This is a genomic window from Pseudomonas sp. RA_5y_Pfl1_P24 (genome assembly GCF_963970945.1).
Lineage (GTDB): Bacteria > Pseudomonadota > Gammaproteobacteria > Pseudomonadales > Pseudomonadaceae > Aquipseudomonas > Aquipseudomonas tritici.
In genome coordinates this window covers 88,964-103,108 of the sequence record NZ_CAXAOJ010000009.1, presented here as the reverse complement: position 1 = coordinate 103,108, position 14,145 = coordinate 88,964, and the positions used below count along the sequence as shown (strand labels likewise).

Annotated in this window: 13 protein-coding genes; 9 read left to right on the top strand and 4 right to left on the bottom strand. The window is 62.6% G+C overall.

Going from position 1 to position 14,145, the window contains the following annotated elements; genetic code table 11:
• Positions 1-5: 5 nt before the first annotated feature.
• The gene (locus tag AACY30_RS16980; RefSeq protein WP_339540859.1) at positions 6-1,004 is read right to left on the bottom strand and encodes an AraC family transcriptional regulator; all 999 of its coding nucleotides are present in this window, start codon (positions 1,002-1,004) and stop codon (positions 6-8) included.
• A gap of 65 nt (positions 1,005-1,069) precedes the next feature.
• On the opposite strand from AACY30_RS16980, the gene AACY30_RS16975 reads away from it, so the two are divergent.
• Together AACY30_RS16975 and yghU are read left to right on the top strand one after the other, a co-directional pair.
• Positions 1,070-2,293, top strand: a complete 1,224-nt coding sequence (locus AACY30_RS16975; RefSeq protein ID WP_339540779.1) for an MFS transporter — start codon at positions 1,070-1,072, stop codon at positions 2,291-2,293.
• Between the two features lie 103 nt (positions 2,294-2,396).
• Complete coding sequence (yghU, locus tag AACY30_RS16970) at positions 2,397-3,230, top strand: glutathione-dependent disulfide-bond oxidoreductase (protein ID WP_339468755.1); 834 nt, start codon at positions 2,397-2,399, stop codon at positions 3,228-3,230.
• Between the two features lie 261 nt (positions 3,231-3,491).
• On the opposite strand, the gene rtcR is transcribed toward yghU, so the two are convergent.
• On the bottom strand, positions 3,492-5,072 hold the full coding sequence (rtcR, locus tag AACY30_RS16965) for an RNA repair transcriptional activator RtcR (RefSeq protein WP_339540778.1): 1,581 nt from the start codon (positions 5,070-5,072) through the stop codon (positions 3,492-3,494).
• 212 nt (positions 5,073-5,284) lie between these two features.
• Between rtcR and AACY30_RS16960 the strand changes: the two genes are divergently transcribed.
• The 3 genes from AACY30_RS16960 to rtcA are packed head-to-tail and all read left to right on the top strand — an operon-like array spanning position 5,285 to position 8,347.
• A complete protein-coding gene (locus tag AACY30_RS16960) occupies positions 5,285-6,511 on the top strand; it encodes an RtcB family protein (RefSeq protein ID WP_339468753.1) in 1,227 nt (408 codons plus the stop codon).
• Positions 6,512-6,524: 13 nt separating this feature from the next.
• Positions 6,525-7,313, top strand: coding sequence for a nucleotidyltransferase domain-containing protein (locus AACY30_RS16955; RefSeq protein ID WP_339540777.1), 789 nt, complete (start codon positions 6,525-6,527; stop codon positions 7,311-7,313).
• An 8-nt stretch (positions 7,314-7,321) separates the two neighbouring features.
• The gene (gene rtcA, locus AACY30_RS16950) at positions 7,322-8,347 is read left to right on the top strand and encodes an RNA 3'-terminal phosphate cyclase (RefSeq protein WP_339540776.1); all 1,026 of its coding nucleotides are present in this window, start codon (positions 7,322-7,324) and stop codon (positions 8,345-8,347) included.
• Here rtcA and AACY30_RS16945 read toward each other — a convergent pair.
• Entirely contained in the window at positions 8,344-9,387 is a 1,044-nt protein-coding gene (locus AACY30_RS16945; RefSeq protein ID WP_339540775.1) for a LacI family DNA-binding transcriptional regulator, read from the bottom strand. The genes rtcA and AACY30_RS16945 overlap by 4 nt on opposite strands.
• Positions 9,388-9,549: 162 nt before the next feature.
• On the opposite strand from AACY30_RS16945, the gene AACY30_RS16940 reads away from it, so the two are divergent.
• Genes AACY30_RS16940 through AACY30_RS16925 form a run of 4 tightly spaced genes read left to right on the top strand, consistent with a single transcriptional unit; the run spans position 9,550 to position 13,021 of the window.
• Positions 9,550-10,644 (top strand): fatty acid desaturase family protein, encoded by a 1,095-nt coding sequence (locus AACY30_RS16940; protein WP_339468747.1) that lies wholly within the window; start codon positions 9,550-9,552, stop codon positions 10,642-10,644.
• A 28-nt stretch (positions 10,645-10,672) separates the two neighbouring features.
• Entirely contained in the window at positions 10,673-10,993 is a 321-nt protein-coding gene (locus AACY30_RS16935; protein ID WP_339540774.1) for a MocE family 2Fe-2S type ferredoxin, read from the top strand.
• A 2-nt stretch (positions 10,994-10,995) separates the two neighbouring features.
• A complete protein-coding gene (locus tag AACY30_RS16930; RefSeq protein WP_339468746.1) occupies positions 10,996-12,195 on the top strand; it encodes an NAD(P)/FAD-dependent oxidoreductase in 1,200 nt (399 codons plus the stop codon).
• A gap of 1 nt (position 12,196) precedes the next feature.
• Positions 12,197-13,021 carry a sugar phosphate isomerase/epimerase family protein gene (locus AACY30_RS16925; protein ID WP_339540773.1) on the top strand — a complete coding sequence of 275 codons (825 nt, stop codon included), beginning with the start codon at positions 12,197-12,199 and terminating at the stop codon, positions 13,019-13,021.
• Between the two features lie 102 nt (positions 13,022-13,123).
• On the opposite strand, the gene AACY30_RS16920 is transcribed toward AACY30_RS16925, so the two are convergent.
• Positions 13,124-13,996 carry an undecaprenyl-diphosphate phosphatase gene (locus AACY30_RS16920; RefSeq protein ID WP_339468744.1) on the bottom strand — a complete coding sequence of 291 codons (873 nt, stop codon included), beginning with the start codon at positions 13,994-13,996 and terminating at the stop codon, positions 13,124-13,126.
• Between the last annotated feature and the right edge of the window lie 149 nt (positions 13,997-14,145).

Here is a 14,145-nt window from a genome sequence, read left to right as displayed (position 1 = left end):
CTGTTTCATGCCGGGCTCCTGGAGCCCTGGCGGCTGGCTCCAGGTGGCTGGCCGGTGATGCGCTTGAATGCGCGACTGAACGCCGCCTGGGAGGTATAGCCCAGGCGCAGCGCCACTTCTTCGATGGGCATGCGCTCCAGCGTCAACCATTGGCTGGCCAGGCGCATGCGCAATTGTGTCACGTAGCGCAGCGGCGGAAGACCCAGGGTGGCTTGGAAGCGTTCGGCGAACACCGAACGGGAGGTATGACTCTGCGCGGCCAACTCGGCCACGCTCCAATCGCGGCCCGGTTGCTGATGCAGGGCAAGCAGGGCTCCGGCCAGCCGTGCGTCGCGCAACGCTGCCACCAGCCCCGATGCATTGCCGCAGGCGCATTCCACCCAGCCCCGCACGATCATGGCGGCCACCACATCGGCCAGGCGCGCGAGGATGCCCGAGTAGCCGACGCGAGCACTCGCGACTTCGCGCTCCATCACCGCCAGGATCGGCATCAGGCCCGGGTAGCGCTGGCCCTTGGTATCGATCAGCATCAAGGCCGGCATCAGGCTGCCGAGCCCCTGAATACTGCCGATTTCGAACTCCATGCAGGCGCTGAACAGCAACGTATTGGGGGGCGTGTCGGGCGATGCATCCACGGCGCAGACGGTATCGCCCAGCGGAGTGGCGTCAAATCGGCTGATGTCCTGCACAGCGACATCCGCCGTGGACAACAGCGCATGTGCGCCGCCGTGGGAGATGAACACGGCATTGCCTGCCGACAATTCAAACAAGTTGCCGTCGTCGGTGCGCAGGGTGACCACACCTGCGGCGAGGAAGTGGAAGTAGGCGTGCCCGGGTTTGGCGTCGAAGCCCATGCCGAAGCTGGGTCCCGCCTGAATGCGCTGGTACTGCACCCCGCGCAGGCGCATGCCGCGCAGCAGTTCATCGATAAGGTCGGAGGACAGATTGAACGGGGCCGGTGCAGTCATGTTCGGGGTTTTGGTCAAAAACTCAAGGGTTTGCATCATAGATCATCCGGGTTGGCGAACCTAGACTGGCGGTCGCGCTAATTTCCTGAGGATGTCGTGTGATGAATGATTGTGTAGCTCAAGCCTCTATCCGTTCCAAGGCGGAGCCCGCTACCCCGGCCTGGATGGCGGTGTTTTCCCTGGCCATGGGAGTATTCGGGTTGTTGACGGCAGAATACCTGCCGGCCAGCCTGCTGACGCCGATGGCGATGGACCTTGGGGTGTCGGAGGCCCTGGCTGGTCAGGCTGTAACCGTGACGGCAGTGGTGGCGTTGTTCGCTGGCTTGCTGGTTCCCGGCCTGACGCGCGGGATCGACCGGCGCGTGGTGCTGCTGGGGTTTTCCATGCTGATGATTGCGTCCAACGTGTTGGTGGCGCTGTCTTCGAGCCTGGCGGTGCTGCTGTTGATGCGCATCCTGCTGGGCGTCGCCCTGGGTGGTTTCTGGAGTATGGCGGCAGCAGTGGCGATGCGCCTGGTGCCGGCGGCGTTGCTGCCCCGTGCGCTGTCGATCATATTCAGTGGCATTGCGGTGGGCACGGTGGTTGCCGTGCCGCTGGGCAGCTACCTCGGCGATGTGTATGGCTGGCGCAGTGCGTTTGTGGCTGCGGCCGCCGTTGGCGTGGTGACGTTGGCGTTCCAGCTGCTCACGCTGCCACGCCTGGCTCCCACTGGCAGTGCACGGCTGCGCACGGTATTGGATGTGCTGCTGCGCCCTGGCATCGCCATCGGCATGTTTGCCTGCGTATTGGTACACACCGCGCACTTCGCGCTGTTCACCTACATTCGGCCATTCCTGGAAAGCACCACGGGCGTGCAGACTCAAGGGCTGGCCTTGATGCTGCTGGGGTTCGGCGCCGCAAACTTCGTCGGCACGCTGCTGGCCGGTTGGCTGCTGGTGCGCTATCCGCGCGGCACATTGGTGTTAATGCCGGTATTGGTCGGCGTTGCGGCGCTCGCCCTGGTGCTGTTGCCTGCCTCTCTGCCCGGCCAGGCGCTGCTGCTGGCGCTGTGGGGCATGGCCTTTGGCGGGGTGCCCGTGGCGTGGTCGAACTGGGTGGCTCGCGCCGTGCCTGATCAAGCCGAAAGTGCCGGTGGCATGGTAGTGGCGTCGGTGCAGTCAGCCATCGCGGCGGGGGCGGCCGGTGGGGGCGCGATGTTCAGTGTCAGTGGCATTGGCGGTGTGTTTCTCGGCGCCGGGGTACTGATGTTGTTGGCAGCCTTGTTGATTGCGCTACGGGTACACGTGCCGCGCAGTGGCGCCGCTGGCGTACCGCTGCATCTTTGAACCGGCCTTGCGGCTGGGCCGGCATTCACTGTGTGACGCTCCAGCAACGTTTGGTTTAGTCTGGAGCACTACGTCGATCGAAAACGCCTCTGGAGCAGTCAGCATGACCGAGTACGTACCCCCGAAAGTGTGGACCTGGGACACCGAAAGCGGCGGCACTTTCGCCAGCATCAACCGACCGATTGCCGGGGCAACCCACGACAAGGCGCTGCCGGTGGGAGAGCACCCGCTGCAGCTGTATTCCCTGGCTACGCCCAATGGGCAGAAGGTCACCCTCTTGCTGGAAGAGCTGCTGGCCCTGGGGCACAGCGGGGCGGAATACGATGCCTGGCTGATCAAGATCGGCGACGGCGACCAGTTCGGCAGCGGCTTTGTCGGGGTCAATCCCAATTCCAAGATCCCGGCATTGCTGGACCGCAGTGGCGCCACGCCGATTCGTGTGTTTGAGTCGGGCGCGATTTTGCAGTACCTGGCGGAAAAGTTCGGCGCATTCTTCCCGACTGAGCCTGCGGCGCGCGCGGAATGCCTGTCGTGGTTGTTCTGGCAGATGGGCAGCGCACCTTACCTGGGCGGTGGTTTCGGGCATTTCTATGCGTATGCGCCGAGCAAGATGGAGTATGCGATCAATCGGTTTGCCATGGAGACCAAGCGTCAGCTGGATGTATTGGATCGGCGCCTGGCGGTGAGTGAGTACATTGCCGGGGATGAGTACACCATCGCCGATATCGCGATCTGGCCTTGGTATGGCGGGTTGGTAAAAGGGCGTTTGTATGGCGCGGCGGAGTTTTTGGCCGTGCATGAGTACACGCATGTGTTGCGCTGGGCGGATGCGATTGAAGCGCGGCCGGCGGTGCAGCGGGGGCGTAGGGTGAACCGGGTATCCGGGGAGCCTGCGGAGCAGTTGGCCGAGCGCCATTCTGCAAGCGACCTGGATTAAAAGCCTGACACGGTAAGAAATGTGGGAGCTGCTACGCCAGGGGATGGCTAAAAATGTGTAGATACGGGGGGCGGCTGTACGCAGGTTAGTCGACCGGCCGGCCAAGGAACCCGGCGCGCCGGAGGGCGCCCTGCGCACAGCCGCCATAAAACGTCATCGGACCATGCGCCTGTCTGAATCCGGGCGACTAAACCCGATCACTGAATGGGCAGTTAATCGCCTGATCCGTCTGGTCGACCGGCAACTGAGCGGGTCGCAGGGCTAGGGCTTCAACTGCTTCCAGTCAATCGCAAAGCGCGCCAGGTATTTACGCAGTCGATCCGCATCATTGGGCTGGGCCTTGGCCTGGCGCGATACACCGAACAAGCGGCGGCCGGCGTCGGACAGGCTGTCGGATTGCAGGCACACCTCGATTACGGCCTTGAGTTGCAACTGGTCGAACAGGTCCAGGTCGGCGGGCAGCAGGGTGTGCGGCTCGGACAGCCCCCAGGCGTAGCGCAGGCGTTGGATTTCTTCTTCGGCCTGGGCCTCATCGATACGCCCGCTGTCGGCCAAGGTCGCCATGCGGGTGATCGACGCAGACAGCTCGCGAAAGTTACCCAGCCACGCCGCTTCGCTGGAACAGGCGAACGCCAGGTAGCGGCGGCGCGCTTCGAGGTTGAAGCGCACGCGGCGGCCTTGCTCGCGGGCGTGGCGCTCCAGCTCGAAATCGATATTGGGCTCGATGTCTTCGCGCCTGCCCGCCAAGCCCGGCAGATCGAAGGTCCACAGGTTGATGCGCGCGTACAGGTCTTCGCGGAACAGCCCTTCGGCCACGCGCCCGCGCAGGTCGCGATGGGTGCCGGCGATGATCAGGAAGTCGCTGGCCACTTCGTGGTCGGCGCCCATGGGGTAGAAGCGCTTTTCTTCGATGGCTTTAAGCAGCATCGCCTGTTCATCAGGGCCCAGTTCGCCGATTTCATCAAGGAACAACATGCCGCCATCCGCCGCGCGCAGCAGACCGTCGCGCGCGTTTTGTGCGCCGGTGAAGGCGCCCTTGGTATGGCCGAACAACGCCGACATAGCACCATCGCCGCGCAGGGTGGCGCAGTTGACTTCCACGAAGCGCCCTTGCACTTGATGGCGGCTGCGCTTGAGTTCGTAGATGCGGCGGGCGAGAAACGACTTACCCGCGCCCGTGGGGCCGATCAGCAGCATCGGCGCCGTGGAGCGCACGGCCACGCGTTCGATCTGCTCGATGGAGGCGTTGAACGCGCTGTTGCGCGTGGCGATCCCCGACTTGAGAAACGCCAGGCCTTCCAGGCGCTGGTGGGCGAAGCGTGAGGCGATGCGGTCGTAGCGCGACAGGTCGAGATCGATCAGGGTGTGGGTGCCGGTGGCGGGCGCGGTGTCGTCAAGGCGGCGCATGGGCGCGGTCTGGATCAGCCGCGCGGGCAGGTTGCGCGCCTCGGTCAGCAGGAACCAGCAAATCTGCGCCACGTGCGTACCGGTCGTGATGTGGACCAGGTAGTCCTCGTGTTCGGTGTCGAAGCGGTAGTCGGTGGTGAAGTCGTGCAGCGCGCCGTAGACCTCTTCGAAATCCCAGGGGTTGTTCAGCGGCATGGGGTGCAGGCGCACCTCGGTGTGGGGCGAGATCTGCTGGACATCGGCGCGCACCCGCTCGGCGAGGCTGACGTCACGGGCGTCGATGTCGTGGATCAGCTCCAGGCGATCAATCTGCAGGTTGTCCTGCTGGCACAGGCCGACGCTGGGACGCCAGTGATTCCAGCGGTTGGCGCCCTTGCCGACACGATCCAGCTTGGAGCCGATAAACCCGATGGCGACGGTGCGCTTGTGTTTCATGGCTAGACCAAAATATAAGTAACGATATGTGAGGATATGAAGTTGACGATCAGCTTGTCATGGGTTTTTTAGGTGTGAGTGATCAATTATTAAAAATAACGATATAAAACAAATAGATAAGTATTTTTAGAGCGACTTTTAAAAAACTGGCACGCCCGCTGCTATGTCGCTATCAACGCCGCAGAGCCGGCTTTCAAAAAAGAATTGAGATCATGCAAGAGAAAACCTACCAACTGCTGGAAGTCGCCGACGGCAAGCCGATCAAACTCTGGACCCAGGGCGTGCCCGTCGAGCCCGAGGCCCGCCAGCAACTGATGAATACCGCCAAGATGCCGTTTATCTTCAAGCACCTTGCGGTGATGCCGGATGTGCACTTGGGCAAGGGTTCGACCATCGGCAGCGTAATCCCCACCGTGGGCGCAATCATCCCGGCAGCGGTGGGCGTGGATATTGGCTGCGGCATGATCGCCGCGCGTACCACGCTGACCGCCAGCGACTTACCCGACAACCTCCACGGCCTGCGTTGCGCCATCGAGGCAGCCGTACCCCATGGCCGCACTCGCAGCCGTAAAGGCCGTGACAAAGGTGCATGGGAAGATGTGCCGGCCCAGGCTGATCAGGCATGGACGGCGTTGCACCCACGTTTCAAGGCGATTACCGACAAGTACCCGCAACTGGAACGCAGCAACCACCGCCAGCACCTCGGCACCCTGGGTGGCGGCAACCACTTTGTCGAGGTGTGCCTGGATGAAGCCAACCGTGTCTGGTTCATGTTGCACAGCGGTTCGCGTGGCGTGGGTAACGCCATCGGCAACTTGTTTATCCAGTTGGCCCAGGCGGATATGCAGCAACACCTGGCGAATTTGCCGGACCGCGACCTGGCGTATTTCGAAGAGGGCAGCCAGCACTTCGATGACTACGTGGAAGCGGTGGGCTGGGCTCAGGATTTCGCCCGGCAGAACCGCGAGTTGATGATGCGCGCGGTGGTCCAGGCCACACGCCAGGTGATCAGCAAGCCGTTTGAGGTGGCGCTGGAAGCGGTGAACTGTCATCACAACTACGTGCAGAAAGAGCGGCACTTTGGCGAAGACATCCTGGTGACGCGCAAGGGCGCGGTGTCGGCGAAGAAGGGCGAGCTGGGGATTATTCCGGGCTCCATGGGCGCCAAAAGCTTCATCGTGCGTGGACTGGGCAACGAAGAGTCGTTCTGCTCGTGCAGCCACGGCGCCGGCCGCACCATGAGCCGTACCAAGGCGAAGAACACCTTCACCCTGGCCGACCAGATCCGCGCGACGGCCCATGTTGAGTGCCGCAAGGACGCCGATGTGATCGATGAAATTCCGATGGCCTACAAGGACATCGACCACGTCATGCACGCCCAGCGCGAGCTGGTGGAAGTGCTGCACACCTTGCGTCAAGTGGTGTGCGTAAAAGGATAAGAGGGAAATAGAGATGGAAAGGGAAGAACGCCACCCATTGAGCGACGCCATGCGCGCGCGGGTGCTGGAGGAGTTGGAGCGCATAGAGCGCGAGCGCAATGTGACGGTGCTGTATGCCTGCGAATCCGGCAGCCGGGCCTGGGGTTTTGCCTCCACCGACAGCGACTACGATGTGCGTTTTGTCTATGTGGAAAAACCTGACTGGTTCATGCAGGTGGATACGCCGCGCGACGTGATCGAACGCCCGTTGGATGACGAGTTGGATGTGAGCGGCTGGGAGTTGCGCAAGACCTTGGGCCTGTTGCGCAAATCCAACCCCACGCTGCTGGAATGGCTTGATTCGCCGCTGGTGTATCGCCAGGAGGCCGAGGCCACGGCGCAATTGCGTGTGCTGGCCGAGGCGTTCTACAGCCCGCCGGCGGCGCGCAATCATTATCTGTCGATGGCCAAGAAGAACTTTCGCGGCTATCTGCAAGGCGACACGGTGCGGTTCAAGAAGTACTTCTACGTGCTGCGGCCGTTGCTGGCAGTGCGTTGGATCGACCTGGGGCTGGGGCGGCCGCCGATGACCTTCGCCGATTTGTTGGGCACAGTGGATGACGCACAACTGCTCGATGAGGTCGCAACCCTGCTGGTGTTGAAACGCAATGCCGGGGAAGCGGCCTACGGGCCACGGCGCCCGGCGTTACACGCCTACATACAGCGTGAACTGGAACGCGAAGTGCCGGTATTGCCACGCACCCATGAAGACTCCCAACAACTGGACCACTACCTGCGGGGCACGGTCACACGCTTTGCTTAAGGATAAATATGAAACAGGACCTGATTGAACTCGACGGCGCCATCGGCGGTGGCCAGGTACTGCGCAGCGGGCTCAGCCTGTCGATGGTGACCGGGTTGACCCTGCGCATCAAAAACATCCGCGCCAAGCGCAGTCGGCCAGGCTTGATGCGTCAACACCTGACTGCCGTGCTGGCGGCGGCGCAGGTCTGTGGTGCCAAGGTGCAAGGGGCTGAACTGGGCTCGCAAACACTGGTGTTCGAACCCGGGCCGATTCAAGGGGGCGAATACCGGTTTTCAATTGGCACGGCCGGCAGTTGCACCCTGGTGCTGCAGACCTTGTTGCCGGCATTGCTGCGCGCACCCACGGCCAGCCGCGTGACGATCTGCGGCGGCACCCATAACCCGCTGGCACCGCCGGTGGACTTCCTGCAGCGCGCCTGGCTTCCATTGTTGCAGCGTATGGGCGCGCGCATCGAATTGAGCCTGAACCGCTACGGGTTTGTACCGGCTGGCGGGGGTGAGTTAGAGGCGTTTATCCAACCCAGCGAGCTGATGCCGCTGCAGTTGATGCAGCGTGGAAAACTGCTCGAAGCCCGCGCGGTAACCCTTAACGCAGGGTTGCCCGCCCAAGTGACCGAGCGCCAGTTCAAGCGCGTGCGCCAGCGTCTATCGTTTGCTGACACGCAACTGTTCCCGGTCGAGATTGACCCGGAACAGGGCCCAGGTAATGTGCTGATGCTGGAGTACGTCCACGAGCACGTCACCGAAATATTCAGTGCCTTTGGCATGGCCAAGGTGCGCGCCGAAACTGTGGCCGACCAGGCTATCGACCAGGCCAGTGAGTGGCGAGGCACCGACACGGCAGTAGGCGAACACCTGGCCGATCAGTTGCTGTTGCCAATGGCACTGGCGGGTGGCGGCCGTTTCACCACGCCGCACATGAGCGAGCATTTGCACAGCAACATGCTGGTGATCCAGCGCTTCCTGCCCGTGGTGATCGAGAGTCACGTGCTGGAGGCGGGCGGCTTGAAGGTCGAGTGCCGAGCGCGCTAGAGATTCTCCGACGTCACAATCTGCGGCGGTATATACACCCGATGCCGCACCGGATCGAACCCCTCGGCGCTCTGCAACGCCACCATCAACGCCACCAATGCCACGGCCGTCCGCCCTGGCTGCGAGTCCATCACCACGTCAATCAAACCCTGGCTCAACGCCTGGCGCGACAGCTCGGTCGACTCCTGCAAAATGCAACACAGCGCTGGTCGTTTGGGCAGTTGTGCCAGGGCACTGATGATGCCGTCACCGCCGCCGCCCACCACGCACAGCCCGCGCAGGTCGCTGTGACGGCTGATCAAGTCGAGGGTGGCTTCTTCGGTGATGTCGCAGTTATCCAGGTTGATCAGCGGCTCCAACGGCTTGAGCCCCGGCGCGTGCTCGGCGAGGTAGCTGTGCAGGCCTTCGACCCGTGCCTGGTGGCCGAGAAAGCGGTGGCCGCCGAGCAAGATCCCCACGCTGCCTTTGCGTGCGCCGCACGTGCGGGCGAGCAACCAGCCCATGGTGCGGCCAACCACGTGGTTGTCCTGGCCCACATAGGGCTCATCGGCGTGTTCGTGGATATCCGAAAGCAGGGCGACCACCGGCACGCCGGCTGCGCGGATCTGCGCCAGGCAGGCGTTGATCAGCGGGTGGGCAAAACTGACCACCGCGAGGCTATCGCACTGCACGGCCAACTGTTCGATTTGCGCGACGATGGCGCTGGGCGTGCGATCGATGATGTATTCGAACTGGCACGTAAGGTTGGCACCGGCATGCTGCTCGGCTGCATCGCCGATGGCATGGGCTAGGTTGGCGTAGAACGCCTGGGCGGTGCCCAGCAACAGGATGCCTAGGCGGTAGGTCGGGCGACGTTCGCGAATGCGCTGGCCAATCAGCCGCGCGGCAAAGTAACCCACGGCTTCGGCGGCCTGGAACACCTGTTCGGCGGTGTCGGGATTGACCGGCGCACGGGCATTCAATACGCGGTCGACGGTGGCCACACTCAGCCCGGCCTGGGCGGCAACGGTGGCAATGGTTGGGCGTTTATTGTTGTTCATGACAAGCCCCTTGAGCGTCTTGATAGAAAACTATCAAGCCCCGCTGGGCCTGGATGATAGCTTGATAGGGAATGGATTCAAGGCCTTGAGGGTGATTTAGGCGTTCTCTATCGTGGGTTTCACAAAGCACCTGAAACCACCCGCTTGCGGAGAACAATAACAATGCCTGAACACACCGCTCATCCCGCCCGGCGCGACTACAGCCTCACCGGCCCCGAAGCCGCCCGCGCCTTTGATAAAGGCCTGGTCTCGGCCAGTTGGTATCAGTCGCCGGTTTCCCGAAAACGCATGAAAGCACTGATGCAGCGTCGCGACGGCCCGGCCTTGCTCGACACTGCCATTTGGGTGACCGCGCTGTTCGCCACTGGTTTTGGCGGCTACTGGTTCTGGGGCACCTGGGCCTGCGTGCCGTTCTTCCTGGCCTATGGCGTGCTGTACGGCACCGCGTCCAACCCGCGCTGGCACGAAACCGGCCACGGCACGGCGTTCAAAACCCGTTGGATGAATGACGTGCTGTACCAGGTTGCAAGCTTTATGTGCATCTTCGAGCCCCATGTGTGGCGTTGGAGCCATGCCCGTCATCACACCGACACCATCGTCGTCGGTCGCGACCCTGAGATTGTCGAGCCGCGCCCACCGCGCTTCTCGATGATGTTCTTGAGCCTGTTCAATGTGCCCTTGGCCTGGAAGACGTTCAGCGGCGTGGCGCGCCATGCCGTCGGCAAGATGAGTGCCCAGGAGGCAGACTTTATCCCCGAGTCCGAATGGCCCAAGGTGTTTCGCGCGGCGCGTATCTGGGTCGGTATCTACGCGGTGGTCATCGGCGCCGCCTTGTACCTGCACAGCTGGCTGCCGCTGATGCTGATTGGCCTGCCGAGTATCTACGGTGCCTGGCTGGGCTATATTTTCGGCCTCACTCAACACGTGGGCCTGGCCGAGGATGTGCTCGACCACCGCAGCAACTGCCGCACCATTTATATGAACCGTGTGCTGCGCTTTATCTACATGGACATGAACTACCACCTCGAACACCACATGTACCCGATGGTGCCGTATCACGCCCTGGCGCAATTGCACGAAGAAATACGCGGCGACTGCCCGGCGCCCTACGCCGATCTGTTCGAGGCGTACAAGGAAATCCTGCCGACCATCTGGAAGCAGCGCAGCGACCCCAACCATTTCGTTCAGCGCCCGATACGCCCGCGTGCCGAACCGGCCGCCAATGCCCCCGTGCATGCAGAAGCCACTGCCGGCTGAATGCCTTCCAAGAACAAGAGAAAACGCTATGAACGATCAATGGATCGACGTCTGCGCCGTGGGCGAAATAGACGAAGAAGACGTGCTGCGCTTCGACCACGGGGCGCACACCTACGCGGTGTATCGCTCGGCCGACAATGAATTTTTTGCCACCGCGGGGCTGTGCACCCATGAGAAAATTCACTTGGCCGACGGCCTCGTGATGGACCACATCATCGAGTGCCCCAAGCACAACGGGCGCTTCGATTACCGCACCGGCAAGGCCCTGGGCGCGCCAGTGTGCGTCAACCTCAAGACCTACCCGGTGCGGGTCGAAGCGGGGCGGGTATTGCTCGCCGTCACGGCGTGATGATGAACGAGGCTCTGATTATCGTCGGTGCCGGCCATGCCGGTGGCCGTGCGGCGCTGACCTTGCGCGAAGAAGGTTATACCGGGCGGCTGATCCTGATCGGCGATGAGCCGCACGTGCCCTACGAGCGGCCGCCGCTGTCCAAAGGCCTGTTGCAGGGCACAGCGGATTTGGCCGGGTGCAGCCTGTGCGACAGCGCGCGGCTGGCCGAGCTGGATATTGAGCATATCGCCGGTAATCCGGTGGCTCGCTTGACGCCGCAACACCATCGCCTGCAACTTGCCGACGGCCAGTGGCTGCCGTATGCCGGTCTGCTGTTGGCCACTGGCGGCAGGGCACGACGATTGCCTCAGGCGCAGGCCAATGTGCTTTACCTGCGCACCCACGATGAGGCGCTGGCCTTGCGCAGTGCCCTGAACCCCGGCACGCGGCTGGTGGTGGTGGGTGGCGGGTTTATCGGGCTGGAAGTGGCGGCGACAGCACGCGGCCTGGGCTGTGAGGTGACGGTACTGGAAGCCGGACCGCGCCTGGCGGGCCGGGTGTTGCCGGCGGTTATCTCCCAAGCGCTGCTGGATTTGCATCGTCGCCAAGGGGTGGATGTGCGTTTGAACGTGGCGCTGGAATCCATCCAGGCCGACGCCGTGCTGTTGGTGGACGGGCAGCGGTTGCCCTGCGACTGGGTGGTGGTCGGCATTGGCATGCAGCCCAACATCGAACTGGCCACGGCGGCGGGGCTGGACGTGGGGCAGGGCATTCGCGTCGATACGTACCTGCGCGCCAGCGCACCGGACATCTATGCCGCTGGCGATGTGTGCGAATTCCGCCTGGACGGCCTGTACCAACGCCAGGAAACCTGGCGCAATGCCGAAGCCCAGGGGCGGCATGCGGCGCTGAATATGTTGGGGCGCAATGTGCCGTTCGAGGCGCTCCCCGGTTTCTGGTCCGACCAGTACGATTGGGGGGTGCAAACCGTGGGTGTGATCACGCCGCTTACGGTCAGTCGGCCATTGCCGGGCGGCGGCTTGCTGCTGTTCTACCTGGATGCCGATCACCATCTGCAAGGTGCTTGCGGATGGGCGCCAGGCAACAGCGTGGCCAAGGACATCAAGCTGTGCGAACGCCTGATCTGCGCATGCACCCCGCTCAACGCGACCAGCCTGGCCGACCCCGAGCTGCCCCTCAAACACATCCTGCGAGGCTGATATGCGCCAATTCCTGGTGTTCCAATCCCTGTGGGCCATGCAAACCGAGCCCGGCCCCCTCGAAGCGCAACTCGAGCGCATCAAAGCCGCCGGTTTCGACGGCATCACCGACCATTACTTCAAGCCTGCCGACGTCTCGCGCCTGCACGCCGCCGCCACGGCCAGGGGCTTGCAGATCGAAGGCCAGCTGTTCCCGCAGTCGGTGGATGATCTGGCGGCCGCACTGGACGTAATCAGCCGCTACGGCTGCCACCACCTCACCCTGCAAGCCGATGTGCGCCCGCGCACTCAAACCGAGGCCGCACGGTTGGTCGAAGGCTGGCAGCGCCTGGCCGAGCAGGTGGACTTTCCGGTGCTGCTGGAAACCCATCGTTATCGGCTCACCAACGACCTGCTGTTCACCCTCGACCTGCTGGCACAGATGCCCGATTTGAAGCTGCTGGCCGACCTGTCCCACTACGTGGTCGGGCGTGAGTTGCCCGAGCCCGTTACTGCTGAAGATGACGAGCAGATCCGCACGATCCTGCGTCACAGCTGGGGCTTTCACGGCCGCGTGGCCAGCAGTGAACAGGTGCAGGTGTCGCTGGACTTTCCCCAGCATCAAGCCTGGGTACAGCGTTTTACCGAGTGGTGGCGCTACGGGATCGAAGACTGGCTGGCCCGTTCCGATACGCCGCAAAGCCTGAGCTTCACCTGCGAACTGGGCCCGCCGCCCTATGCGATCACCGGCGCGGATGGGCGTGAGATCAGTGATCGCTGGGCGCAAGCGCTGAAGCTGCAGGTGTTGATTCGGCAGGTGTGGCAGAGCTGTCAGCGGTTGCCTTGAACCCGCTGAGCCGCGGAATGCGGTCTTCAACACAAAGCAATTCAACGCTGGGAGCGGGCAAGCCCGCGCATTAGGTTAGGGTTGGTTTTAAATAGCGTCAGTTCAACTCAGCAACCCGGTACTCACCGCCACAATCAGGAACACCCCCAGCAGCGCGCGATAAATCACGAACGGCCAGGTGGAGAATCGCTCCAAAAACTTCATCAGGCCCCAGATCGCAAAAAACGCCGAGATGCTCGCCACCACCAAACCAAAGATCAAATGCGGCCAGGCATGGGCCGGCATATCGGCATGCAGCAGCACCCACAGTTCTTTCAAACCGGCGAGGGCGATGGCGGGCAGGCCCAGCAGGAAAGAAAAGCGCGCCGCTTCCTCACGTTTGAAGTTGAGAAACAGTGCCGCCGTCAGGGTGGAGCCGGAACGCGACACCCCTGGAATCAACGCGCCAATCTGCGCCACTCCCACGATCAACGCATCCCGCAGGCGCATTTCACTCACCTCCCGGGTGTGGCGTGCACGGACTTCCGCCACTGCCATCAGCACCGCCATGACCACGCAGGAAATCCCGATCACCATCAGCCCACGCAACGGCGAGTTGCAGGCATTCAAGGTCGAAGACAACGCCAGGCCGGCGATGCCGATAGGAATGGTCGCCAGCACAATCGCCACCGCCAGCTTGAACCACCGGTCGTTGTAGTCACCCCGGCGCACCGCGCTGATGCTGCCGGTGGTCACTTGGCGTACATCGCGCCAGAAATAACTGACCACCGCGGCCAGTGCCGCCAACTGCATGGCTGCGGAAAACGCCGAGCCGGGGTCTTGCCAGCCGAGCAGGGCGGGTACTACGCGCATATGGGCGGTGGACGACACCGGCAGCAGTTCGGTAATGCCCTGGATCACGCCCAGGATGAAGATCTGCAGGTAGTCCAGGGAGGCAAAACCTACATCCAGGCCGGCGGTACAGACGTTTGTCAAAATACATGTCCTTGAAAAAGAGCGGCAATTTCGCGGAGTTTATTCGAAATGTTTCAAGGTTTCGGAAGGGGCAACGCCTTTTTGCATTCGGTTCAGCAAGTAGAAAGGTTGGCCACGCTATTGGACTGTGCTCAGGTTTTGTGAACAAT